This window comes from Actinoplanes sp. NPDC089786 (assembly GCF_040684855.1).
Taxonomy (GTDB): Bacteria; Actinomycetota; Actinomycetes; order Mycobacteriales; family Micromonosporaceae; genus Actinoplanes.
On record NZ_JBFBGU010000011.1, the window covers coordinates 229,035 to 250,092 of the forward strand.

Genomic DNA, 21,058 nt, shown 5'->3' on the forward strand with positions numbered 1-21,058 from the left:
CCTGCTCCTCGCATGCGTGTCCAACGGCGGATCGACGAATCCGGGCGCACCGGCCGGACGGCGATTCGTGGCCCGAACGGCTGTGCGCCGCCGTCGGGGCGAGCTTAAGGCGGCTCTGTCCACAGAGCAGTCACCGACTACCGGATTCTGCCCTTATGGACGCCGTTCGGAACGGCCGAGCAACCGGAGCCGTCTCGGCTCAGTAACGAAAGTCGCGGTCACACCGGGCGGGGCACGCGGCGGGGCCGGTGGTCACACGATGGCCGGTCGCAGCCGGCGGGCCGGCCGGACGCGGCGCCAGCTGACGATCATCAGGGCGGCGATGACGATGAACGCCACCGAGCAGATGGCCCGGCTGAACACGGGCGGCGGCCCCTGGAGGCCGGTGAGGGTGTCGCTGCCGGCGCACCGGGGCCCAGACTGCGACAAACGTCGCACCTTGATGATCACCATGAATCACCGGACTAATGCGAGATCGCTGGGACACTGACATAGCCGATGTCGTCGTCGCTCACCTGACGAGCGCGACTACCGCGCTCCCTGGTCGCGTGGCCAACACGTCGGATAAGGTCGTAGGCCTTATGTTCCTCGAACTGGATGAGGCCGGTCATAGCGCGCCGTCCTTGCCCTCGATGCACAGTTACATTCTGGACTGCGCTTCGGCCGGCCACCGTCGCTGGGCGCTCTTAAATGTGAGCCTCGGCAGCGCGGCGCATTCTTTCTCGACGTCGGCCCTTCCCAACTGCCTCGCTTCGAGCATCGGCCAGGAACCTGAAGGGACCGAAAGCGGAGAGGCAATGGTATGAGCAACCGAGAGAGAACCCCGTGAGTGTGGAGCGAGCGAACGCCGAGACCGCCGCCGTGCCGACGCCGGAAATCCCGGGCGGATATCCGGACCTCACCGCGTCGCAGCTGGACATCATCCGTGCGCGTTCCACGGAGGCGGTCGTCGAGCCGGGCGTGTCGCTGGCCAACGCCGGGCACGTCGACTTTGACTTCATCCTGGTCGAGGCGGGTGAATTGGAAGTCGTGCGGTTCGCGGCGTTCGGGTTGCCGGAGCAGGTCATAGCGATCTTCGGCCCGGGCTCGTTCCTGGGCGAGCTGGACATGCTGACCGGGCAGGCCGCCATGTTCTCAGCGCGTATGCCGGCCGGCGGCGTGATCCGACGGATGCCACGTCCGGCCTTCCGGCAGCTCATGTCCGAGGCGCCGGAACTGTCCGACGTCATCCTCAAAGCGTTCATGGCGAGGCGTGAGTACCTGCGTACGAGCGAAGCGGCGCAAAGCATCCAGATCATCGGCGGCGAACTCTCGGGCGACACTCTGGGGCTCCGCAACTGGGCCACGCGCCTGAGCATGCCGCACACCTGGCTCGACGTCGAAACCGACGACGGGTTCCGGATCCTGAAGTCTTTCGGGCTCGACGTCACAGACCTCCCGGTCGTGATCACCCCGACCGCGGTCCTCCGTAACGCGACCCCGAGCGTACTGGCGGACGGGCTCGGGCTCGCGTACCGCTCCGTACCAGGGAAGGTTTACGACGTTGTTGTCGTCGGTGGTGGACCCGCCGGACTGGCGACTGCCGTCTACGGTGCTTCTGCTTCATAGGCGCTGTACCCGCGACGTCTTGGCTCGAGGGCGTCCTCCTTGACCGAAGCGGCTTCATCCTTACCGACACCGATCTACCGGAGACGCAAACGCGCGACTCGTTCGGGCTGCTCGGCCGTCAGCCGCTGGCGTACGAGACCAGCATGCCAGGACTCTTCGCCGTCGGGGATGTGCGTCACGGCTCGATGAAGCGGATCGCAGCCGCCGTAGGTGAAGGTTCGAGCGCGATCCGCTCGGTCCATCAGGCGATCGGGAAGTAGCGACAGATCTGCGGCAGGAGCCCTTTTGACCAGGTACAGCACGGCGTATGGGCGAGGGTTGCGCGGAGCAGTCGCTGTCCGCGGTACCCCGCCGCGCCGGTGAGGTCGTGAGGCTCAAGTAACGTGACGTGCCGTGATCGAGTCCGAGACTGAGGTCAGCGAAGATCTGGTCCGCGACTTGCTGCGGGAGCAGCATCCGGACCTGGCCGATCTGCCCGTCCGCGAGGTGGCGGGCGGCTGGGGAAACCAGATGTGGCGCCTCGGGGACGACTTGGCCGTCCGGGTGCAGCGGATGGACACGAGCCCCGATCTGCAGCTCAAGGAGCGTCGCTGGCTGCCACTGCTGGCCCCACGCCTGCCGCTTCCGATCCCGACTCCGGTGCGCAGCGGTACGCCTTCCGAGCGCTTCCCCAAGATGTGGACGGTCATGACATGGGTGGAAGGCACACCCCTGGACCAAGCCACGATCGCCCGCGGTGACCACGCGGCTGACACGTTGGCGGCGTTCCTCAAAGCGCTGCACGTGGAGGCGCCCGCCGATGCACCGGGCGCCTCGGAGCTCGGCCTCCACCCCAAGGACTCCAAGGACGGGTTCGAGCGCTTCGTGGAGGCCGTGGACCTCGGCGACTTCGGCTTCGCTGAGGGCGACATCCGGGCCCTGTGGGACGACGCGGCGGCGACCCCCGAGTGGCCGGGACCACGGGTATGGGTGCACGGTGACCTGCATCCGGCGAACGTCGTCGTCGCCGACGGCACGCTGGCGGGCATCGTCGACTTCGGCGCGCTCTTCGCCGGCGATCCGGCCTGGGACCTCGGGGCCGCGTGGCTGCTGCTGCCCGAGGGAGGCGCCGCGCGGTTTTTCGACAGCTACGCCCAGGTGGACGAGGTGACGTTCCGCCGGGCACGCGGGCTGGCCGCCATGAAGTGCCTGTTCCTGATGCTGATGGGCCAGAACGGGGACCGCGGCCTGCCCGGCGGGAAGCCGAACTGGGGGCCCGCCGGCCGGTCGGCACTCGATCGTGTCCTGACGGGCCTCTGACGTCGGCCCTGCGCTGCCGCTGCCGTGAGCGGAGAAGTTGTCGGGCATGGCGGGCTTCGCCCCGGCCGGGACGGCGAAACCTGCTCGCGTTCGCACTTCTCAGCCCAGGGCGGTGGTCGCATAGAGGCGCCAGTCGGCAAGCGCGGCGCGGCGATGGGGTTCAGCGGTTGTCTGGTACCCGGGGTCGTTGAGGAGGTGCTGGAACGAGCTGATGCTGGGGTAGCGGGCGACGCCTACGGCATCCCAGCTGTCATCGACTGGTCCGACGACGCGAGCGATGACGATGCCGGCGAAGACGAGTTCCGAGCCTCCGTAGGGCTGCACGGCAGTGTTGAAGGCCGGCAGGTAGCGGGTGAGGTAGGCGTCCTGGCCGCTACAGGGCTCGCCGTCGCTGGTGCTGGTGTATTGCGCCTGGGGGTGGAATCGCAGCAGGTTGAGCATGAACAGCGGAGTGTCGGCGGGGAAGGCCGCGGCGGCCGCCTCGAGGTCGTCGGGGTTGATTTGAGTGCTTGACATCGTGGTTCTCCTAGTGGGTCAAGGGATCGAGGTCGGAGTGATTGCGCGCTCGCGCTGCGTCGATCGACCACTCTGCGGTCGGGATCGCGATGTCTTCTGCGTGCGTGTTCATGGGAATTCGGTCCAGAAATACGTCGGCTTACCGCAGGCGCCCGACATGGGCTCAGCGGGCCATGGTCAGCACATCGTGGACCAGACGTCGTGCGTACTCGTGGTCGACTGGTAATGCGAAGACGACGTGGTGGTACAGCGGCGCGATGACGTGGTCGAGGATCTGCGGGACTGTCGGTGTCGCCTCCCCGCGTTCGCGGGCCCGGTGGACCATCTTGGACGCCTGCTCGCGCCGTGTCTCCGTGACCGGGCAGCCCGAAACGATATCGACGCGGGCCGACACCATCGCGCGCAGATAGCGGACCCGCTCGGGACGGGTGATGTCGCGAGCGATGATGTTCGCCCACTGCGTCAGGTCTTGCTCGAGTGATCCGGTGTCGGGTAACGACTCACCGTCTCGCGTCAGGGCGGCGACCGCGACTTCCTCGAGGAGCGCGTTGACGTCGTCCCAGCGCCGGTACAGCGTCGTCGGGTTGACCCCGGCCCGCTCGGCGATGACCGGAAAGCTGATCCTGTCGGCACCTTCGCCTACGAGCTCACCGACCGCCGTGTAGATCGCGGTCAGCACTCGACCGCTGCGTCCTCCGGGGCGGCTTGCGCTTGCTCGGTCAGACACATCACAACCGTACGCAGAGATCTTTGCTTTAACAAGATTCTGCCCTACGGTGGCTAAAGCAAAGATCACTGCTTTTGCTGGAGGTCTCATGCGCAATCGTCCAGTCTCCTTCTTCGTTGCCGGAGCCGCCGGCGCAGCGACGCTGACGGCCGCCTCAGCACCGTCGCCGCTCTATCCGGTCTATCAGCGCCTCTGGGGTTTTTCCGCGTTCACGCTGACGGTCATCTTCGCCGTCTACGTCTTCGCACTGCTCGCCGCCTTGCTGACCGTCGGCTCGCTCTCGGACCGGGTAGGACGTCGGCCGGTCGCCTCCGCAGCCCTGGTGCTTCTCGCGCTGGGCATGCTGCTCTTCGCGATCGCCGCAGGTACCGGCGACCTACTGGCCGCGCGCATCGTGCAGGGTTTCGCCGTCGGTGCTGCCACCGGCACCACGACAGCCATGATCATCGATTCGGCCCCCAGCCCGCGGTTCGGCTCGATCGTGAGCAGCGCGGTCCCGGCCCTGGGAATCGCGATCGGCGCGGTCCTCGCCGGCGCCCTGGTGCAGTTCGCGCCCTTCCCGCGTCAACTCGTCTTCTGGATCCTCGCCGTCGTCTATCTAGTGCTGGCAGCGCTGGTGTGGCTGGTCCCCGAACGCGCTCGCCCCGAGTCGGCATCGCCCGGATCGATCTGGCGGTCGCTGCTGCCCAGCGCCGGACTTCCGCCGGCCACACGGCCGGTCTTCTTCGCACTGCTTCCCTCGATCGGCGCGACGTGGGCGCTTGCCGGGCTGTATCTGTCGCTCGGGTCGTCGATACTGGGCACCCTCCTGGACGTGCGAAGTCATTTCGTCGTCGGCATCGTGCTGGCAGTGTTCTTCGCCGCCGGCATTTCGGGCACCGCTGTCTCGACGGCCCTGCCGCCGCGACTTCAAGAACGGCTTGGCTACGGAACTCTCGCGGTCGGCGTCCTGGCCACCATCGCGGCGACGATGATGGGTGCGTTGCCCCTCTACGTGGCCGGGGCGGTGGTCGCGGGGTTCGGCTTCGGCGCGGCGTTCCGGTTCGCCATCAACGCGCTCGGCGAGGCGGCGCCGGAGACCCAGCGAGGACAGGTCTTCGCGACGATGTACATCGTCAGCTACCTCGCGTTCAGCGTGCCGGCGCTCGCGGCCGGGCTTGCCGCCGAACGGTTCGGGCTCAAACCGACAGCCGTCGCGTACGGGGCGTTGGAAGTCGCCCTGGTGCTGATCGCCTTGGTGGCCGGGATCGTCCGGGCGCGCCGGCGGGTGAGCGAGAACGATCTTCACGCCGGCGTGGCGTCGACCTTGGTTTCGCGTACGTTCAGCACGCCTCGTCACACCACGCACTACCTCGAGTGCGGGCCGACCGGCGGACCGTTGATGATCTTCCTGCACGGCTGGCCGGAAATCGGTTTGGTCTGGCGCGCTCAGATGGACGCGTTCGCCGCCGACGGCTGGCACTGCGTCGCTCCCGATCTACGCGGCTACGGCAAATCGTCCGCCCCGGCGGCCCACGACGCCTACACCATCAACGAACTGGTGACGGACATGGCGGAACTCCATGACCACCTCGGCGGAAAAACCGCCATCTGGGTCGGCCACGACTGGGGCAGCATCGTGGCCGGTGCGTTGGCTGCACATGAACCCAGGCGCTGCCGTGCTCTCGTGCTGACCTCCTGGGCGTATTTCCCCGACGCGAACAGCCTGACCACGCTTGTCCCGTTGGTCGACCGGACCATTTACCCGGCTGGCCAGTACCCCGACGGTCAATGGGACTACTACCGCTTCTACACGACGCACTTCGAGACGGCGGTCAACGACCTCAACGCCGACCAGGCGGCAACACTGGCCTCGATCTATCGATCGGGCACCCCCGACGCCGTCGGCAAGGTCTCACCATCCGCAACAGTCACACGCCAGGGAGGCCGCTTCGGCGCCGCACACCAGGCCCCGCCCACACAACCCGACCCGGCTCTCTGGCCGCCGGCCGACTTCGACATGCTGGTAGAAGCGTTCAAGGCTCACGGCTTCGGTCCATCCTGTGCGTGGTACACCAACGATGACGCCAACATCGCCTATGCCCGCAAAGCACCCGACGGCGGCCGCCTGTCACAACCGGTGCTGTTCATCAACGGCGAGTGGGACGTGATCTGCACCATCACCGGAAATCGCCAAGGCGACCCGATGCGCGCAGCCTGCGCAGACCTCGCTGTCGTCTCGATACCCGCCGGCCATTGGCTACCGCTGGAACGCAAAGCGGAACATATCCAGGCCATCCGCACCTGGCTCCGAAGCAACAGCCTTCAACCCGGAACTGTATGAGCTTCATCCCGTTCGAGGTCGCAGATGCGGCCCGAAGCCGCCGACTCAAATAGCCACATGGCCCCGGTGACCGGCAGCGAGATGTGCGGCGGCCGGCGGGCGGCGACCGAGAACAGGGCGAATTCGAGGAAGTTGCTCAGCCCACAGGCGAAGTGGCGAAGGCGTGCCATTTCGCGGCTTGCCTGCTGGCCTGTTTGAGCACCCGGGCCTGCTCGTGAGGGGCAGGCCAGAGCTGCAGCAGATAGCGGTCAGTCTGCGGCTCGTCGTCGTCGCGGTTGTTCAGGCCGAATGCGGCGTCCATCTCCGCGGCCGAGTACCGCACGCGGTAGTCAGCCACCTCCAGTCCCAAATCCCACTGGCGTTTGCCATTCCACTGCCGCAGCCTCGTCTCGTCCGACAGCGGCCGGAACGGGACCTCAACGATGTCCTCCCAGGTCTCGTCCAGCCCGGGTCGGCTGTCATGCAGTTCGGCAGTGAAGCCGACGCCGCCATTCTGCAGGCCGGTCTGCAGAAGCAGGCTCCCGCCTCTCGCGCCCCCGCAAAGCCCGACACCCTCTTGCCCGGCAAAGGCATCCCACAGATCGAACGGGTCGCTGTCACTTCTGCTCTCGACAAAGATCTGGCCGTAGTCAACCTCGACCTCGTCACTGAAAAGCAATCTCATTCTGTCGTCCTCCCATCGGCGGCGCCTTTACGGCCGACGTGAGTGCTGGCAGGTTCCAACGTTTCTTCGATTGCAATCAGTGCCACATCAGATTCCCGGTCCCTGCGGCAGTTCACTCAACGGCGTTGAGCGAGAGCGTACACCGATCGCTCAACGCCTGTATAGTGAGATCCATGACCGGGACCTCCCGCGACGTCAAACGGGCCCGCACCGCACAGCGCATCCTCGAAGCCGCCCGGCAGGAGTTCGCGACGCGCGGCTTCGACGGGGCGACGATCCGGGGCATCGCCGGCGTGGCGGGAGTGGACGCCTCGCTGGTGATGCAGCATTTCGGGTCGAAGGGTGCCCTGTTCAACGCGGCGGTTCAGCTGCCCGACAACAGCAGCAACCTCGCCGCCGAGCACCTTCTGGACGTCCTCACCGTACGGCTGGGCGAACTGCCCCCGGAGACCGCCGCCCTGGTCCGGTCCATGCTCACCGTGCCCGAAGCCGCCGACGCGATGCGGGCCTACCTCGACGAACGCGTCGACAACCTCACCAGGTCACTGGACGGCGACGACGCACACCTGCGCGCACTGATCACGGTGAGCGGCATCCTCGGCCTGACGATCACGCAGCACTTTCTGAAGCTGCGCGCCTTCGACGACGTCTCCCACGACGCTCTGCTCCAGGCCGCGCGAGGCTGGATCGCACATCTGTCAGACGACTCGTGAGCCGGTCGTACAACTGCTCCGGCCGGTACCCGTCCCGATAGGTGCGGGCACTCGACTCGGTAGAGGTTGATCCGCCATGCACCGACCACGCCGCGACGAGCCCGTGGCCACCTTGATATCGACCTGACCGCCTGGCCCGCCCCGGTGGTTGGCTCTTCGGCGGGGACCTGGACATCGCGAACCGGAGCGCTCGCCGGCTCGGCCTGCGCACCACCAGGCGGCTCCTGACGATGGTGATCTCACTCTACAGCCGTTGAGCGATTGGTGTACCGTCTTCGCTCAACGGCGGTTGAGTGGACTGCCGCAGCGAGCCGGGAGGCCTTGATGTGGCACTGATCGCGATCGAAGAACACTGGAATCTGCCCGCCCTCACGTCGGCCGTGAAGGCGCTGCCGGAGGACTACGGTGACCCGAGCGTGCTGTTCGACGAGATGGGCGACAACCTCGAACGCCTCCACGACATCGGCGACGCCCGGATCGCGGCGATGGACGCCCAAGGCGTCGACCTGCAGATCCTCTCCCTGACACCGCCGGGCACACACCCACTGGAGCCGACGCGGGCACGGGCACTCAGCGAGCGGGCCAACGACGTCGCCGCCGAGGCCGTCAGCCGGCACCCCGCACGGCTACGAGCGTTCTCCACCCTGCCGATGGCCGACCCGAAAGCCGCCGTCGCCGAACTCGAACGCGCCGCCGGCCTCGGGTTCGTCGGAACGATGGTCTACGGACGGACCGGCGAGACACCTCTGGACGATCCGCGCTACGACGACCTGTTTGCCGCGGCCGCAGCCCTGCGACAACCGATCTTCATCCACCCGCAGATCCCTTCGCGCCCGACCCGTCTGGCCGCCTACAGCGGTTTCGACCCGATGACCGACCTGGCCCTGGCGACGTTCGGGTGGGGCTGGCACGTCGAGGCGGCCGTCGCCGCCCTGCGCCTGATCGTCCGCGGCACCTTCGACCGTCATCCGGACCTGCAACTCGTGCTCGGTCACTGGGGCGAACTGCTGTTGTTCTGGACGGATCGAGTCGACGGCCTCTCCCGCATCGCGGGCCTGGAGCGGAAGGTGTCGGACTACATCCGCTCCAACTTCCACATCACCAGCTCCGGAATGCTCAATCCCACGCTGCTGCGGCATGCCCTCGATGTCACGACGCCCGACCGCCTGTTGTTCTCGACCGACTACCCCTTCCAACGGCCGGTCAGGGAGGGGATCGAGCAGTTCCTCACCGCGTTCCCCGCCGACGACCGCGAGAAGTTCACCGCGGGCAACGCCTGTGCCCTGTTCGGTATCAGCCTCACAACGAAGTAGAAAAGGACAGCAGCCATGACTCCTCAGCGAAATGGCACACCAACACGCACGGTCGTTCTCGGCGGTGGCGGCACCGTCGGGGTCGCCTGGCAGACCGGCCTGCTCGCCGGGCTGCGCGAAGCCGGCATCGAGCTGGCGGGAGCTTCGGCGATCGTCGGCACCTCCGCCGGAGCCCTGGTCGGTGCGCTGCTGGCCAGTGGCCGGGACGTCACCGACGCCCTCGCCATCCTCGCAGCAGTCGGGCAGAAGCTCGACGTCGATAGCATGACGGCGGGCTCGGAAAGCTTTCTGAACGCATCACGCCAAGCCGCCCTCGCCGCCGACCCGCAGCAAGCACTCCGCGCGGTCGGCGCCGCAGTACAGCAGGCCCCGACCACGCTTACCGAAGCCGACTACCTCGGGCTGCTCGACACGTTCGACGGCGCCGCCTGGCCGGCCGGGTTCCGATGCACGGCGATCGACACCGACACCGGCGAATTCGTCGTGTGGGACGAAGAATCCGGTGTGCCGCTGTTGCACGCCGTCGCCGCCAGCTGCGTCGTCCCGATGCTGTTTCCGCCCGTCACCATCAACGGAGTTCGCTACATGGACGGTGGCCTCCTCAACCACCTCAACGCCACGGTGGCCCCGCCAAGCGACGTTGTCGTGGTCGTGTCCTGCCATCCCATCGGTACTCCCGGTGGCGTAGTCGACAACACTCGGGCCGCTTCGGACATCCGGGCGGACGCTGAAGTGGCCCAGTTGCGCGGAACCACACGACTGATCGCTGTGGAGCCCGACTTCAGCGACCTCGGGGCGCCGGTGAATATGCTGGACCCACAGATCGCCGGCCGGGCTCTGCACATCGGCAAGCGCCAGGCAGAACACGAAGCAGCAACAATCCGGGCGGCCTGGGACCTCTGAAATCCTACGGATCAGACGCTCGCATCCGGCAATACTCGCTCCCATCAGGCGGCGGACGACAACAGCGGTGCTGAGTGAGTGTTTATGTGGCTCCCATGTGGACGGTGGTGGCGTGATCAGGGCGGTCGGGTCGGGCAGGGCGGTGCGGTGTCGTCGCGCCGTGGTCTTGGACGATCTTCGGATGACCGCGGCTCGGGCGTGGGGGGCCGGTCCGCGACGGTTCTCGTCGCGCGCCGGCCGAGCTGATTGGATGGTCCCTATGACGATCTTGGATGTGCTCGACGACCTCGCACGGGTAGCCGCCGCCCCCACCCCTGACCAGTACGCGCTCCCGACCCCGTCGGCGGGCCTCGACGTGTTGGGCTTGCGGCGGCACCTTACCGGCGGGCTCCTCTACTTCGACGTCGCCTTCCGTGATCCCGGCGCCGAGAACAACGGAGCCGATCCGCACGCGTACTCCGGGCCCGACGACCTCGAAGTCGTCCTCGCGCGGCTCTCCGGGACTCTGCGGACCGCCCTGGACGCCGGAGTCGAGACGACCGTCGTGAACGTGCCCCACCTGGGCGGGTCCTTCCCCGGCGGCATCGTCGTGGACATGCTGCTGATCGAGGTGATCACCCACGGGTGGGAGCTGGCTCGGGCCGTCGGCCGGCCCTGGCAGCCGGACGAGGCGACCGCCGCTCAGGCCCTCGTCTTCTACCAGGCGACCATCAAGCCGGAATGGCGCGGCCCGGTCATGGCGTTCGGCCCCGAGGTTCCGATCGCGGACGACGCGCCCACGATGGACCGGGTCGTCGCCTTCGCGGGGCGGGACCCGGGGTGGACGCCCGCCAGGTGAGGGACCCGGCAGGCCGGCGTGAAGAGGACCGCTGCTGGGTACGCGCCGGGATGCCGGTGGCGCTCAGGCGGCGGCCGACGCTGATGTAGCCGAGTCCGACGATCAGCTCGATCAGCAGGTAGGCCGCGCCGAGCACGGCCAGGTTCAGGCCGGCCCCGGCGGCCGTGGTGTCTTCTACACCGACCACCTCTGACCATCCTCCATTATGGACAGCGCTGTGAACCGGATTGGGTCGTTGAGCGCGGCGGCGGTGATCGGTCGCTGGGTCGCGGCCATCAGCGACGTCTGGTCCGCGCCGAGGTCCTGGGCGAACTGGCCGGATCGGTCGGTGCGGTCAGGGCGTCGGCCAGGCGGCCATGGCCAGTTCCGCGGTGTCGCTGAGTTCTGCCGCCGTGGCGCCGTCGCGTGCGCGCTGGGACATGCCGTCCATCCGCCAGGCGGTTGCGCATCGGTCAGGCGCGAATCAGGCGGCGAAGCGGTTCACCTTCTCCGGGTGCAGGACGATACGTACGGTGCCGGTGGTCCGCCACTCGTCGAGGAACTTTCCGTAGGCCGGGTCGCTCAGGTCCCAGTAGCGGCCGGCGAGACGTGTTGCCAGCTCGACGCCGCCGTGCTCGTGGAGGGTGACCGGCCCCTCAACCGATACCCAGTGCTCCGGCTCGCCGACGGGGGCGGCAACCACGACGGAGGCGCGTGGATGTTCGCGAAGGCGGTCGAGCTTCGGCGCGCCCACCACGGAGAACATCTCCACGTCGCCGCCGGTCGCCTCGAACCACACGGGGCGGGGTGCGGGCCAGCGGTCACCGTGCGGTGCGACGGTCAGGAACGCGTACAGCGGACGGGCGAGCAGTGCTAGATCATCGTCGCGGAACATGATCCCTAACGTAGACGGCATTGCGGCGTGCGAAAAGAAGCGCGCCGCACGCTGACTCAGGGTCGCCGCAGTTCAGGGGAACCAGCACCTGCGTGCGCCGTAACTGGAGTGGCGGGGACACGGCCCGCCGTGAGTGCTGGTCCTGTCTTTCGGGTCCACCACCAGACGATGGCGGTGATGACGATGACGGTGAAGGTGGGGACGAGCTGGTACGGCGTGCCGGCTCCGGCTGAGCGGTCCTGCAGTGCACCACCGAGATCCAGCCGCAGGGATGTGGCCAGGATCAAGGAGAACGTGTTGAGTACGGCGTGGAGCATGACCGCGATCTCGAGCCCGCCGGTGCGCCAGGTGATGACGGCCAGTCCGGTCCAGAGCACGAAGTACCAGATGATGATGTACGGATCGGTTGAGCCGTGGAGGGCCGTGAACAGCACGCTCGAGGCCAGCACCCCGGCGACCAGTCCGGCCCGTGGGCTGCGGGTCCAGCTTCCGATGACGCGGAAGATCAGTCCACGTACGCCGTATTCCTCGCCCGCCGACTGCAGCGGGGTGAAAAGCATCGTGGCGAGGAAGATGGCGATGAGGTCGGTGTGCGACCAAGGGAACTCGTCAGCGGGCGCGAGGGCTCCGAGGATGTTCACGACCAGCCAGGCGGGGCCGAGGATGAGCAGCGACTTGCCGAACAGGTCGAAGCGGAACCGCGACGTCACGGAGTGCAAAGATGCGCCGGGTACGCCGAAGAGCCACCGCTGGATGAGCATGCTCCACGGTATGAGCAGGCCGAGGGAGATCATCGAGCTGGCGTGGTAGAGCGGCGTGTAGTCGGTGCCGCCCAGGATCGGCGGGGTTTTGCCCAGCTGTACGTCGATGAGCGCAACCGCCCTGCCGATGACCGTCGGGAAGATGACGAGCCCGGCCAGCAGAAGAATGATCGCGAGAATGCCGCGACCGATCCGGCGTTTGTCGCCTGCGAGTACCCGGTGGTATTCCACTCCGGCTGGAACTGGCGGCCCATTGCGGGACACGCCCGGAGTGAGTAGCCAGTTCGGCTCGATCATCGTGGTCATGGCGTCCTCTTATCGGGGGTGTGGTTATTTCCCGGCTTGGTGCGCTTCGCCTTGCCGCTGCCCGTGTCGGTACGGGAGGTCGACGGCATAGCCGCCAGTCCTCGATCACGTTTCCTCACTCGTCGTTGACCGTCGCCACCCCACTAACACACTGTGCTAGTGGCGACGCTAGCACAGTGTGCTAGTACGCTGCGACAGGAGGTGGCTGGTGACACAGGACGACGAGAGCACCGGCTCGCGGGAACGGATTCTCGCGGCCGCGGCGGCGATGTTCGCAGAGGATGTGACGGTGAGACTGAGCGTGCGTGCGGTCGCGGCACGGGCCGGGGTGAGCACGGGCTCGCTCAGGTTCCACTTTCCGACCCAGCGCGCGTTGCAGGACGCACTGCTCACCAGAATTTACGCTCAGGTGTTCCCGGACAGCCCGATCCACGACCGATCGCTACCCGCCCGGGATCGACTGGTCAACTGCCTCCGGCAGGTGCTCGCCCCGGCCGGCGTCGGGGAGCAGGCACGTGAGGCGTGGACCAAGGCGTACCAGACGTATATCGCGTCCGACCCGACCGAGGATGTGCGCGCGGCGTATCTCGCCATGGAGCAGGGAGGCTGGCGCAGTGTCGAGTACTGGCTGACGGTCCTCGCTGACGAAGGCGCGCTGCCCGAGGGCGACCACGCACGCCGGGTGAAATTTCTCCTCACCGTCCTCAACGGACTCTCGATCGAGCGAGCCCTGCCCGCCGAGGATTCGATCCTGAGGTCCGAGACCGAAACCCTCTATATGGCCGTCGACTGCGTCCTCAACCCTTGAACCGCGTGCGGGCGGCTCCTCACGAGGCGGGTTGGCAAGGCAATCTGTCCAGGGTCAGAGCTTCGGCGTGCAGGCGCCGATGACGTGACGTTCTTCGGACACGACGGCAATGGTCCGCCACCGGTCGAAGGCGCCGCACGGGTGGCTGATGCCGATGCTCAGGGCGTCGCCTGGGCGCAGGGCGGAGTTCGGCGGGACCCGGATCATCGCGTGCTGGTCGTTGATCCGGACGACCTTGGCCGCGGTCGGGCGCTCCTCCCCGCCGGCGCCGAAGACGCCGAGCACCACCGGCAGCCGATCGTCGGTCGGAACGTGGCGCCGGCCGAACCCCGCGACCGCCAATTCGGGTTCGGGGCGGGACAGCACCGTGGCGATGAGTTCGAGGGCCGGCGACAGCCGAGGGACCTCGGGGCCGGCGGCGCGGCCGTCGAATGGCGATGTGTCACGGTAGACGCCATGGTCGTGGGTGACGTAGCACCCGGCCCTCAGCACGGTCGTCGTGTCGAACGCGAAACGGGCGGGTCCGAGCTCCTGCACCACCAGGTCGGGGAAGGCGGATCCGCCGGCTGTCACGATCGGTGTCCTCGGGAACAAGCCTGCCGCTTCGATGGCCACGACAGCGGTCCGGGCCTTGCTCAGGAGGTCGATCACGGGAGCCGTCGCAGAGTCACCCCGCGCCGGCGTGAGGCCCTCGAAGCAGGCCACGCCGCGCAGCTCGAGCCGAGGGGAGCCCCACACCCCGGCCTCGGCCTGGAGGTCGATCACATATGCCGACATCGACGTCTTGGAATGCGGCGCGCAGCACTCCCTGCGCCGCGCAGTAACGCGCCATCAGCCTGATGTTGGCCCGGACGGCGTCGTCGTGGATCAGCATCGCCGGGCGGTCGAGGACGTCGAGGGCGTGGCCGGCGGCCGGGACCTCGTCGACGCCGGTCACCGGCCGACCAGGGTCAACGCCGCGTCGACGATGGAGGCGACATCGATCCGATGGATCTTGTACGCGTCCGGCAGGCTCGACGGCTGACCGAAGTCACTGACCCCCAGGCAGCAGATCCGGTCGCCACGGGCCGAGGCCAGGAAGGACAAGGTGTGCGGGGGTCTGGGCCTCGAACACCGCCGGCAACGGCGCCTCCACCCTCGTGCAGCAGAACGACGGCAACCTCGTTCTCTACCGCGACAGCGACGGCGTCGCCGTGTGGGCCAGCGGCACCTGCTGCCGATAACAGCGACGGCCCGGGCCGCCACCTGCGGCCCGGGCCACAAAAGCATGGCTTCCCGGGGGACCGACGCAGGTTGAAGAACAGCCTGAGACCGTCAGAGCTCCCTGACATGATCCTGATATTGAGTTGGCAAAATGCCGCACATGCGAATGAGACATATCTGTGCGGTGGTACTGCCTGTTGTGCTCTCAGCTGGGTTGATCTCGGCCGGGGCTCGCCTCGGGGCGTCCGCGGACGAACAATCGCGCAGCGGCGACCCGGCGGTCGCCGTCGCCGAGTACGACCTCGGCGACACAGCTCTCACCGATTCGCAGTCGGGCACCGTGAGTGAGATCCGGGCGGTCGTGCACTACCCGCGGCATCCTGGCGCCCGGCTTCCGTTGATCATCCAGTCGCACGGCTCGTGGTGGGCCTGCGACTCCCAGGACGCCGCCGAGTGGCCCTGCGAGGGCGGAGCGAAGCCGTTCCCCAGCTACCGCGGGTACGACTACCTCGGTGCTGTCCTGGCCCGGCGCGGTTTCGTCGTGGCCTCGATCAGCGTGGACGGCGTGAACCAGACGTCCTTCGACTACGGCGACCGCGCCCGGCTTGTCAACGAGCACCTGCGACTGTGGGCGCAGCTCGCCGCCGGGCGCGGACCGCTCGTGAGCCGGCTCGGCGCGCTGACCGGGCGCGTCGATGTCGGAAACGTCGGCACGATGGGCCACTCGCGCGGCGGTAAGGCCGCTATGTGGCAGGCCTCCGACAAGCACCGCGCCGAGTGGCCCGCTGGGGTCACGGTCCGGGCGGTGCTGCCGCTGGCCCCGGTCAAGTTCGACGATCCCGAAGGGGACAACAGCGATACGCTCGTCACGAGAATCCCGGTCGGTGTCGTCACCGGCACCTGTGACGGTGCGGTCGGTGAGCGTGGACAGGAATACCTGGACGACGTCGTCGGCAGAACCCGGCAACCCGCGTATTCGGTGTCGCTGACCGGCGCCAACCACAACTACTTCAACACTCGGTGGACGTCGCCGAGTCTCTTCGGCGACGACGACAGCACGTGCCCGGCCGCGGAGCTGACCCCCGCGGTTCAGCAGTCGGCCTTGACCGCCTATGCCGTGGCGTTCTATGAGCGCTCCCTGCACGGCGACCGCTCGTACGACGCTGTGCTCAACGGCAAGCGTCCGTTGCCCGGTGTCACCTCGGCGACCCGGGTGGTCTCCGCGTCCCGGGGCTGACCATGGACGTGCGCGGCTGCCGGCCGGGGTAGTCGCGGCTGCCACGGCGGCGATGGCCAGAAACGCTCGATGTATTGCCCGTTTGAGACCTGGTTGCGCGGATCGTGGGCTTCTCCGGGCGGGTGCCTCTAGTGTTCCCCTCTCCGGAGGATCTCCGGAGAGGGGTCATTGCGCCCGCCGTTTCCGCCTCGCGACGGCCGGTGCTCGCTGTAGATCTGAGGAGACGCCGTGTTGCTCGTGCGTGACGAGGTCCTTCGCGCTCATCACATGAGCCTTGTGGAGTCTCATCTGCGAACGGTCAGAGCGGTCCACGCCGGTACGGATGACCTGAGCGCACTGCAGGCGCGGAAGTTGCTCGACACGCTCGCTGTCGCGGCTCACTCGAGGCTCCATGCGGAGTCGTTGCGGGACTGGCGGGACGACCGTACGCTCGCCGAGGCCCGCGCGCTGCCGGCCGATGTGGTGCTCACCAAGCTGTTGTCCAGCGTGCCGCTGCTCGACCGTGGGGAGTTGCGCGCCCGGTCTCGTGACGCGTTCACCCGGCAGGTGACCAGTTTCCTGCACTACTACGAATCCTCGGGTACGACCGGCGACCCGGTGGCCGCGCCGAAGGCCGTCGACGACCTGGTCGTCAACACGATGAACATCGGCGAGATGTGGGGCCGGATTCTCGACCCGTCGGATACGGCGCTGATCCTGATCAATGGTCCTTTCGCTCCTGCCGGTTACCAGTTCGAGAAGGTCCTGGAATATCTCGGGGTCCTGTCGATGCGGCTGTGGGTCGACAACGTCACCGGCGACTACACCCGAGTGCTCCGGCTGGCCGCGGACCTGCAGGCCAATGTGTACGTGGGCACGGCCTCGCGCCTGCTGGAGCTGGTGCACTTCGCGGTCCGCAACGGCACGCCGCCGCCGCGCTTCGACCGGCTGCTGCTGATGGCCGAGCAGACCGGCGACAGCCTGCTACGGCACCTGGAACAGCTGACCGGCGCGACCGCGTACGTCGCCTCCTACGGCTCATCCGAGACCGGTACGACGGCGGTGACCTGCGAGCGCGGACGCCTGCATCTGCAGTTGCAGAGCTATCTGCTGGAACTGCACGACGAACGGGGCACCCGGCTGGTGGACGGGGGGCCGGACAGCGGCGAACTGGTCGTCACCACCCTCGATCTGCCGGCCCGGCCGCTGGTGCGCTACCGGACCGGTGACCTGGTCCGGACGACGGGCGAACCGTGCCCGTGCGGTCTCGCGCTGCCGGTGATGCGTACGCTCGGCCGGCGACAGGATGTGATCACGTTCGGCGGCGTGAACGTACGGCAGGAGGACTTCGAGGCGGAACTGTGGTCCGGCGCCGGCGGGGGGCCGATCGTCCTCGATTACATGCTGGTCGTCCGCGGCCATGAGGTGGTCTGCCTGGTGACCACCGACCAGCCACCGAGTGACTCGTGGGTCGCCGCCACGACCGATCGTCTCGGCTCGTCCTTCGCGGGGCGGCGCTTCGGGATCGGTGTCGTGAACGCGCTCCCACCACTGGCAACGATGGGTTCCTACGTCGGCTGGAAGCTGTCGCGGATGCTGGACCTGGACGACGCGCGGGCGTGGAGCAGGCTTCCGGCGCCGATCGAAGCGGCGCTGCGAGAGACCCTGCGGCAGGTGGAGGCGTCCACCGGTCTGCGTCCGGCGCACCCCGACGGCACGCTCACCGAACCGGAAAGGATCACCTTTGATGGAAGCTGACCGGAGCCCGATGTCCGAGGCGGACAAGACCCAGTTCGTGCTGGGTGTCTACTTCCGTACGCAGGCCGCGATCGAACGGTTCATGGGCGTGGACGGCCTGCCACAGTGGACCGAGCACGTCGCGAGTATCAACGCCGAAGCCGCCCGCCGGCGGGTGCCCGACGCCGCCGGCCAGGCTCGCGATCTGCTGACCGGCCTGGAGTCCATGCTCGAGGTCTACGGTTCGGACACCAGCCGTACGGAGACACCCGACCGTTCCCGGCTCACCGTGCGCCGCTGTGGCATCTATGACTACCGGGAGCGCGCCCAGCAGCAGGGCGTACAGCTGACTCTCAAGCGACCCTGCGAGTTCTGTGTCGACCTGCATCAGCGGACCGCCGACCACCTCGGCGTCACGGTCGAGCACGAGCTCGGCGAGCGCAGCTGCGAGTGGGTCTCCCACGTGCCGTCCGGCGACCAGGAGGGGCCGGCGTCGTGACGCCGAGCGACACGCTGCCCCTGCCGTACCGGCGCGATGCCGGCTGCCCGTTCGATCCCGACCCGGAGATGAGCCGACTGCGTGCGCAGGAGCCGATCACCCGGATAACCATCAACGGTGGGGACGTCGTGTGGCTGGTCACCCGGTTCGACGACGGCCGGGACATCCTCGGCGACCGCCGGTTCAGCAGCGAACTGACCCCGCTGGGAATCGTCCTGCCCGAGCCGGGCAACCGTACGCTGGCCGAGGAGTTGCAGGACCAGCAGCCCGGCACGTTCATCGAGTGCGACCCACCGGAACACACCCGGCTGCGCCAGATGGTCGCCGGCGAGTTCAGCGCGCAACGGATGACGCGACTCCGGCCCCGGATCGAGGCCATCGTCGAGCACCACCTCGATGCGATGGCCGCCGCCGGGCCGCCGGTCGATCTGGTCGAGGAGTTCGCGCTGCCGGTGCCGTCGACGGTGATCTGCGAGATGCTCGGCGTACCGAAGGACTTCGGCTTCGACTTCGCCGGCCACACCCGGATCATGACCGACGTGATGTCCAGCCTGGAGACGCTGATCCCGGCCCGGAACGCGCTACGTGCCGGGATGCGCGAACTCGTCGAGCACAACAGGAAGCAGCCCGGCGACAACGTGCTCGGCCGGATCATCCAGGAGCACGGGGCCTCCGTCACCGATCAGGAGCTCGTCGGTATCGGCAACCTGCTGCTGGTCGCCGGGCACGAGACGACCGCGAACATGCTCGGCATCGGCACCCTCGCCCTGTTGCGCCATCCCGGACAGCTGGCGTTGCTGCGCGACGATCCGCACATCGTCGAGCGCGCCGTCGACGAACTCGTCCGGTACGTGTCGATCCCCAACCATGGGGAGATCAGGACCGCCACCGCCGACGTGACGGTCAACGGAACCCTGATCAGGGACGGCGAGCAGGTGCTGGTGGCGATCCCCTCCGCCAACCGGGATGAATCGAGGTTCCCGGACCCCGATCGGCTCGACTTCACCCGGGAACCCCGTACCCACCTGGCCTACGGCCACGGCGTGCACTATTGCGTCGGCGTTCCGCTGGCCCGCCTGGAGATGCACCTGGCGTTTCCCGCCCTGCTGCGGAGGTTCCCGCAGTTACGGCTGGCTGTCCCCTTCGAGGACGTGTCGTACCGGCGATCCAATGTCACCTATGGCGTCCACTCGCTGCCGGTCGCCTGGTAGCGCAGGATCCCGTCACCGTTGCCCGGAGGCGATGAATGTCGAACATCACCGCAGTGCTGGCCCGGGTCGTGGTACCCGACCTCGACGCGGCGATTCCCTTGTACCAGGCCCTTTCGGGCGCCCCGGAGGTGCAGCGGTTCGCCTTCGCCGGCGTGGAACTGGCCAGCGTGGGCCCGTTCCTGCTGCTGTCCGGTCCGCACGCGGCCCGATACAACAACCGGGTGGCCACGCTGCTGGTCAACGATCTAGGCCCGGTGATCCGCGACATCACCGAGGCCGGCGGCGACATCCTGGACGGACCCAGCCCCGCCCCGAACGGCGCCCGGCTGATCGCGAGGAACCCGGACGGCGCGGTATTCGAATACATCGAGACCGGGCCACCAACATAGGAGCAGATCCCGCCAAGGCGGCATTCGCACTGCTGATCAACGCGGCCCCGGTGGCTCCATCCGCATTCTTCCGCCGGAAGTTTGCGGAACCCATACTGGACCGATGACGGCCGGGCGACTTCGCCGCAAGCGCTGGGCATGGGGAATTGCGGTGGCGTTCGTCGTGCTTGTCGCCGTCCTGATCGGTGTCCTGCCGCCCGAGGCCGACCGATGGGTGTGGTTCGTGGTGGGAGCCGTGTTCCCGGTGCTGTTCGCCGCGGCGATCGCTATCGGGACGCCGCCGCCGCGTGGCCCGCTGCGTCGCTTCCTGGACGGCCTGACCGTCACCGCGATGTTCGGCCCGTTGCCGTTCTTTCTGGGCGCCTCCGTAGTGGGTGTCTGGGCGCTCTGGTGGGGTTCCATGGGCTGGTTGCTGGTGTTCCTGATTCTCGTTGCCTTCACCACGCCCTGGAAGGAGGGCGGCTACGGTGGCTGGGCCCCGTGACAGCCGCCCCGTGCCACACGACGCCAATACCGACAGGCGGTATTGGCGTCGTGCAATTCTGGTCAACTACTGCTGTCGTGCAGGGCTAACCGATTCGGTATGCCCTCACTACGGACTGTTTCATCCTGTCGCCTGCCGTGTCGGTGGAGCTCACGCGCAGCGACACGAAACCCGGGTTGGCCGGATGCCGCAGCATGACGACCCGCTTCTGCCCTGACCCGGTGACCCGCGCCGGTCGCCAATGGGCCCCGTCGTCATAGGAGACCTCAGCGGTCAGTGTCTTGACGCGTCCGGCCGCAGAGCCCTCCAACCGGTCGACAGTCAACGGAACAGCGAACTCCCGGCCTGCCGGTGCAGTGTTGTCGTCGTCCAGCTTCGGGTGGAACCGTACGGTAGAAATCGGCAGTCGCTGCGGTTTGCTCGAGCCGGTGTGCCTTGATCGGAAGGTCCACGTGCCAGTCACCTCCGTCGACAAGACGTGCGGGGCGCCCCGGCGTGCGGACATCTCAAGCCGATAGTCGGCCTTTCCCGCCGGCACCTCGAACGTTCCCTGGCCTTCGGCGGTTTCGCCGATGTAACTGGATAGGTGCCTGATTTGGGTGTGGGTATGCGGCATCGTGGACCGTGACGGTCGGGTGGTGGTTGCGGGTCAGGCGGGAGCGGGAG

The 21,058-nt window shown here is 67.7% G+C and carries 23 protein-coding genes; 15 read left to right on the plus strand and 8 right to left on the minus strand.

Translation table 11 applies throughout. The features are described 5' to 3' along the window. Positions 1 to 252: 252 nt before the first annotated feature. Positions 253 to 429 (minus strand): hypothetical protein, encoded by a 177-nt coding sequence (locus AB0O15_RS28525; protein ID WP_364324186.1) that lies wholly within the window; start codon positions 427 to 429, stop codon positions 253 to 255. 396 nt (positions 430 to 825) lie between these two features. Here AB0O15_RS28525 and AB0O15_RS28530 point away from each other — a divergent pair, with 396 nt between their 5' ends. Further along, positions 826 to 1,608 carry a Crp/Fnr family transcriptional regulator gene (locus tag AB0O15_RS28530; RefSeq protein WP_364324188.1) on the plus strand — a complete coding sequence of 261 codons (783 nt, stop codon included), beginning with the start codon at positions 826 to 828 and terminating at the stop codon, positions 1,606 to 1,608. 393 nt (positions 1,609 to 2,001) lie between these two features. Beyond that, positions 2,002 to 2,907: a phosphotransferase gene (locus AB0O15_RS28535; RefSeq protein ID WP_364324190.1), complete on the plus strand. Its 906-nt coding sequence runs from the start codon at positions 2,002 to 2,004 to the stop codon at positions 2,905 to 2,907. Positions 2,908 to 3,006: 99 nt separating this feature from the next. On the opposite strand, the gene AB0O15_RS28540 is transcribed toward AB0O15_RS28535, so the two are convergent. Further along, positions 3,007 to 3,423, minus strand: a complete 417-nt coding sequence (locus AB0O15_RS28540) for a hypothetical protein (RefSeq protein WP_364324192.1) — start codon at positions 3,421 to 3,423, stop codon at positions 3,007 to 3,009. A 163-nt stretch (positions 3,424 to 3,586) separates the two neighbouring features. Continuing rightward, entirely contained in the window at positions 3,587 to 4,102 is a 516-nt protein-coding gene (locus AB0O15_RS28545; protein WP_364324194.1) for a TetR/AcrR family transcriptional regulator, read from the minus strand. Positions 4,103 to 4,238: 136 nt separating this feature from the next. Between AB0O15_RS28545 and AB0O15_RS28550 the strand changes: the two genes are divergently transcribed. Beyond that, positions 4,239 to 6,473: an alpha/beta fold hydrolase gene (locus AB0O15_RS28550; protein WP_364324196.1), complete on the plus strand. Its 2,235-nt coding sequence runs from the start codon at positions 4,239 to 4,241 to the stop codon at positions 6,471 to 6,473. A 136-nt stretch (positions 6,474 to 6,609) separates the two neighbouring features. Here the strand turns inward: AB0O15_RS28550 and AB0O15_RS28555 are convergent, their stop codons facing one another. Beyond that, entirely contained in the window at positions 6,610 to 7,137 is a 528-nt protein-coding gene (locus tag AB0O15_RS28555) for a hypothetical protein (protein ID WP_364324198.1), read from the minus strand. A gap of 173 nt (positions 7,138 to 7,310) precedes the next feature. On the opposite strand from AB0O15_RS28555, the gene AB0O15_RS28560 reads away from it, so the two are divergent. The 4 genes from AB0O15_RS28560 to AB0O15_RS28575 all read left to right on the plus strand — a co-directional run bounded on the left by AB0O15_RS28560 (position 7,311) and on the right by AB0O15_RS28575 (position 10,904). After that, positions 7,311 to 7,850, plus strand: a complete 540-nt coding sequence (locus tag AB0O15_RS28560) for a TetR family transcriptional regulator (protein WP_364324200.1) — start codon at positions 7,311 to 7,313, stop codon at positions 7,848 to 7,850. A 326-nt stretch (positions 7,851 to 8,176) separates the two neighbouring features. Beyond that, positions 8,177 to 9,163, plus strand: a complete 987-nt coding sequence (locus tag AB0O15_RS28565; protein ID WP_364324202.1) for an amidohydrolase family protein — start codon at positions 8,177 to 8,179, stop codon at positions 9,161 to 9,163. Between the two features lie 15 nt (positions 9,164 to 9,178). Next, complete coding sequence (locus AB0O15_RS28570; RefSeq protein WP_364324204.1) at positions 9,179 to 10,066, plus strand: patatin-like phospholipase family protein; 888 nt, start codon at positions 9,179 to 9,181, stop codon at positions 10,064 to 10,066. A gap of 259 nt (positions 10,067 to 10,325) precedes the next feature. Next, positions 10,326 to 10,904: a TIGR03086 family metal-binding protein gene (locus AB0O15_RS28575; protein WP_364324206.1), complete on the plus strand. Its 579-nt coding sequence runs from the start codon at positions 10,326 to 10,328 to the stop codon at positions 10,902 to 10,904. A 463-nt stretch (positions 10,905 to 11,367) separates the two neighbouring features. Here the strand turns inward: AB0O15_RS28575 and AB0O15_RS28580 are convergent, their stop codons facing one another. Both AB0O15_RS28580 and AB0O15_RS28585 read right to left on the minus strand, forming a co-directional pair. Further along, on the minus strand, positions 11,368 to 11,778 hold the full coding sequence (locus AB0O15_RS28580) for a pyridoxamine 5'-phosphate oxidase family protein (protein WP_364324208.1): 411 nt from the start codon (positions 11,776 to 11,778) through the stop codon (positions 11,368 to 11,370). Positions 11,779 to 11,834: 56 nt separating this feature from the next. Beyond that, positions 11,835 to 12,845 (minus strand): CPBP family intramembrane glutamic endopeptidase, encoded by a 1,011-nt coding sequence (locus tag AB0O15_RS28585; RefSeq protein ID WP_364324210.1) that lies wholly within the window; start codon positions 12,843 to 12,845, stop codon positions 11,835 to 11,837. Between the two features lie 208 nt (positions 12,846 to 13,053). On the opposite strand from AB0O15_RS28585, the gene AB0O15_RS28590 reads away from it, so the two are divergent. After that, positions 13,054 to 13,653 carry a TetR/AcrR family transcriptional regulator gene (locus AB0O15_RS28590; protein ID WP_364324212.1) on the plus strand — a complete coding sequence of 200 codons (600 nt, stop codon included), beginning with the start codon at positions 13,054 to 13,056 and terminating at the stop codon, positions 13,651 to 13,653. Between the two features lie 54 nt (positions 13,654 to 13,707). On the opposite strand, the gene AB0O15_RS28595 is transcribed toward AB0O15_RS28590, so the two are convergent. Further along, positions 13,708 to 14,430, minus strand: a complete 723-nt coding sequence (locus tag AB0O15_RS28595; protein ID WP_364324214.1) for a hypothetical protein — start codon at positions 14,428 to 14,430, stop codon at positions 13,708 to 13,710. 85 nt (positions 14,431 to 14,515) lie between these two features. On the opposite strand from AB0O15_RS28595, the gene AB0O15_RS28600 reads away from it, so the two are divergent. From AB0O15_RS28600 to AB0O15_RS28630, 7 genes are all read left to right on the plus strand, one after another. Beyond that, positions 14,516 to 14,677 (plus strand): hypothetical protein, encoded by a 162-nt coding sequence (locus AB0O15_RS28600; RefSeq protein WP_364324216.1) that lies wholly within the window; start codon positions 14,516 to 14,518, stop codon positions 14,675 to 14,677. Positions 14,678 to 15,055: 378 nt separating this feature from the next. Then, positions 15,056 to 16,093 (plus strand): hypothetical protein, encoded by a 1,038-nt coding sequence (locus AB0O15_RS28605; protein WP_364324218.1) that lies wholly within the window; start codon positions 15,056 to 15,058, stop codon positions 16,091 to 16,093. Between the two features lie 267 nt (positions 16,094 to 16,360). Next, positions 16,361 to 17,830, plus strand: a complete 1,470-nt coding sequence (locus AB0O15_RS28610; RefSeq protein WP_364324220.1) for a hypothetical protein — start codon at positions 16,361 to 16,363, stop codon at positions 17,828 to 17,830. Next, positions 17,820 to 18,308: a hypothetical protein gene (locus AB0O15_RS28615; RefSeq protein ID WP_364324222.1), complete on the plus strand. Its 489-nt coding sequence runs from the start codon at positions 17,820 to 17,822 to the stop codon at positions 18,306 to 18,308. Before AB0O15_RS28610 ends, AB0O15_RS28615 begins: the two co-directional genes overlap by 11 nt. Continuing rightward, on the plus strand, positions 18,305 to 19,519 hold the full coding sequence (locus tag AB0O15_RS28620) for a cytochrome P450 (RefSeq protein WP_364324224.1): 1,215 nt from the start codon (positions 18,305 to 18,307) through the stop codon (positions 19,517 to 19,519). Before AB0O15_RS28615 ends, AB0O15_RS28620 begins: the two co-directional genes overlap by 4 nt. 35 nt (positions 19,520 to 19,554) lie before the next feature. Continuing rightward, positions 19,555 to 19,908: a hypothetical protein gene (locus tag AB0O15_RS28625; RefSeq protein WP_364324226.1), complete on the plus strand. Its 354-nt coding sequence runs from the start codon at positions 19,555 to 19,557 to the stop codon at positions 19,906 to 19,908. 103 nt (positions 19,909 to 20,011) lie between these two features. Continuing rightward, positions 20,012 to 20,392, plus strand: a complete 381-nt coding sequence (locus tag AB0O15_RS28630) for a hypothetical protein (protein ID WP_364324228.1) — start codon at positions 20,012 to 20,014, stop codon at positions 20,390 to 20,392. 85 nt (positions 20,393 to 20,477) lie between these two features. Here AB0O15_RS28630 and AB0O15_RS28635 read toward each other — a convergent pair whose 3' ends face one another. Next, positions 20,478 to 21,008: a hypothetical protein gene (locus AB0O15_RS28635; RefSeq protein WP_364324230.1), complete on the minus strand. Its 531-nt coding sequence runs from the start codon at positions 21,006 to 21,008 to the stop codon at positions 20,478 to 20,480. Positions 21,009 to 21,058 lie beyond the last annotated feature (50 nt).

What these genes read in the sequence shown, in the direction of transcription:
- AB0O15_RS28540 (WP_364324192.1), bottom strand. Translation starts at nt 3,423, where the DNA reads ATGTCAAGCACTCAAATCAACCCCGACGACCTCGAGGCGGCCGCCGCG.
- AB0O15_RS28550 (WP_364324196.1), top strand. Translation starts at nt 4,239, where the DNA reads ATGCGCAATCGTCCAGTCTCCTTCTTCGTTGCCGGAGCCGCCGGCGCA.
- AB0O15_RS28555 (WP_364324198.1), bottom strand. Translation starts at nt 7,137, where the DNA reads ATGAGATTGCTTTTCAGTGACGAGGTCGAGGTTGACTACGGCCAGATC.
- AB0O15_RS28560 (WP_364324200.1), top strand. Translation starts at nt 7,311, where the DNA reads ATGACCGGGACCTCCCGCGACGTCAAACGGGCCCGCACCGCACAGCGC.
- AB0O15_RS28570 (WP_364324204.1), top strand. Translation starts at nt 9,179, where the DNA reads ATGACTCCTCAGCGAAATGGCACACCAACACGCACGGTCGTTCTCGGC.
- AB0O15_RS28575 (WP_364324206.1), top strand. Translation starts at nt 10,326, where the DNA reads ATGACGATCTTGGATGTGCTCGACGACCTCGCACGGGTAGCCGCCGCC.
- AB0O15_RS28580 (WP_364324208.1), bottom strand. Translation starts at nt 11,778, where the DNA reads ATGTTCCGCGACGATGATCTAGCACTGCTCGCCCGTCCGCTGTACGCG.
- AB0O15_RS28585 (WP_364324210.1), bottom strand. Translation starts at nt 12,845, where the DNA reads ATGACCACGATGATCGAGCCGAACTGGCTACTCACTCCGGGCGTGTCC.
- AB0O15_RS28595 (WP_364324214.1), bottom strand. Translation starts at nt 14,430, where the DNA reads ATGTCGGCATATGTGATCGACCTCCAGGCCGAGGCCGGGGTGTGGGGC.
- AB0O15_RS28610 (WP_364324220.1), top strand. Translation starts at nt 16,361, where the DNA reads ATGAGCCTTGTGGAGTCTCATCTGCGAACGGTCAGAGCGGTCCACGCC.
- AB0O15_RS28615 (WP_364324222.1), top strand. Translation starts at nt 17,820, where the DNA reads ATGGAAGCTGACCGGAGCCCGATGTCCGAGGCGGACAAGACCCAGTTC.
- AB0O15_RS28625 (WP_364324226.1), top strand. Translation starts at nt 19,555, where the DNA reads ATGTCGAACATCACCGCAGTGCTGGCCCGGGTCGTGGTACCCGACCTC.
- AB0O15_RS28630 (WP_364324228.1), top strand. Translation starts at nt 20,012, where the DNA reads ATGACGGCCGGGCGACTTCGCCGCAAGCGCTGGGCATGGGGAATTGCG.
- AB0O15_RS28635 (WP_364324230.1), bottom strand. Translation starts at nt 21,008, where the DNA reads ATGCCGCATACCCACACCCAAATCAGGCACCTATCCAGTTACATCGGC.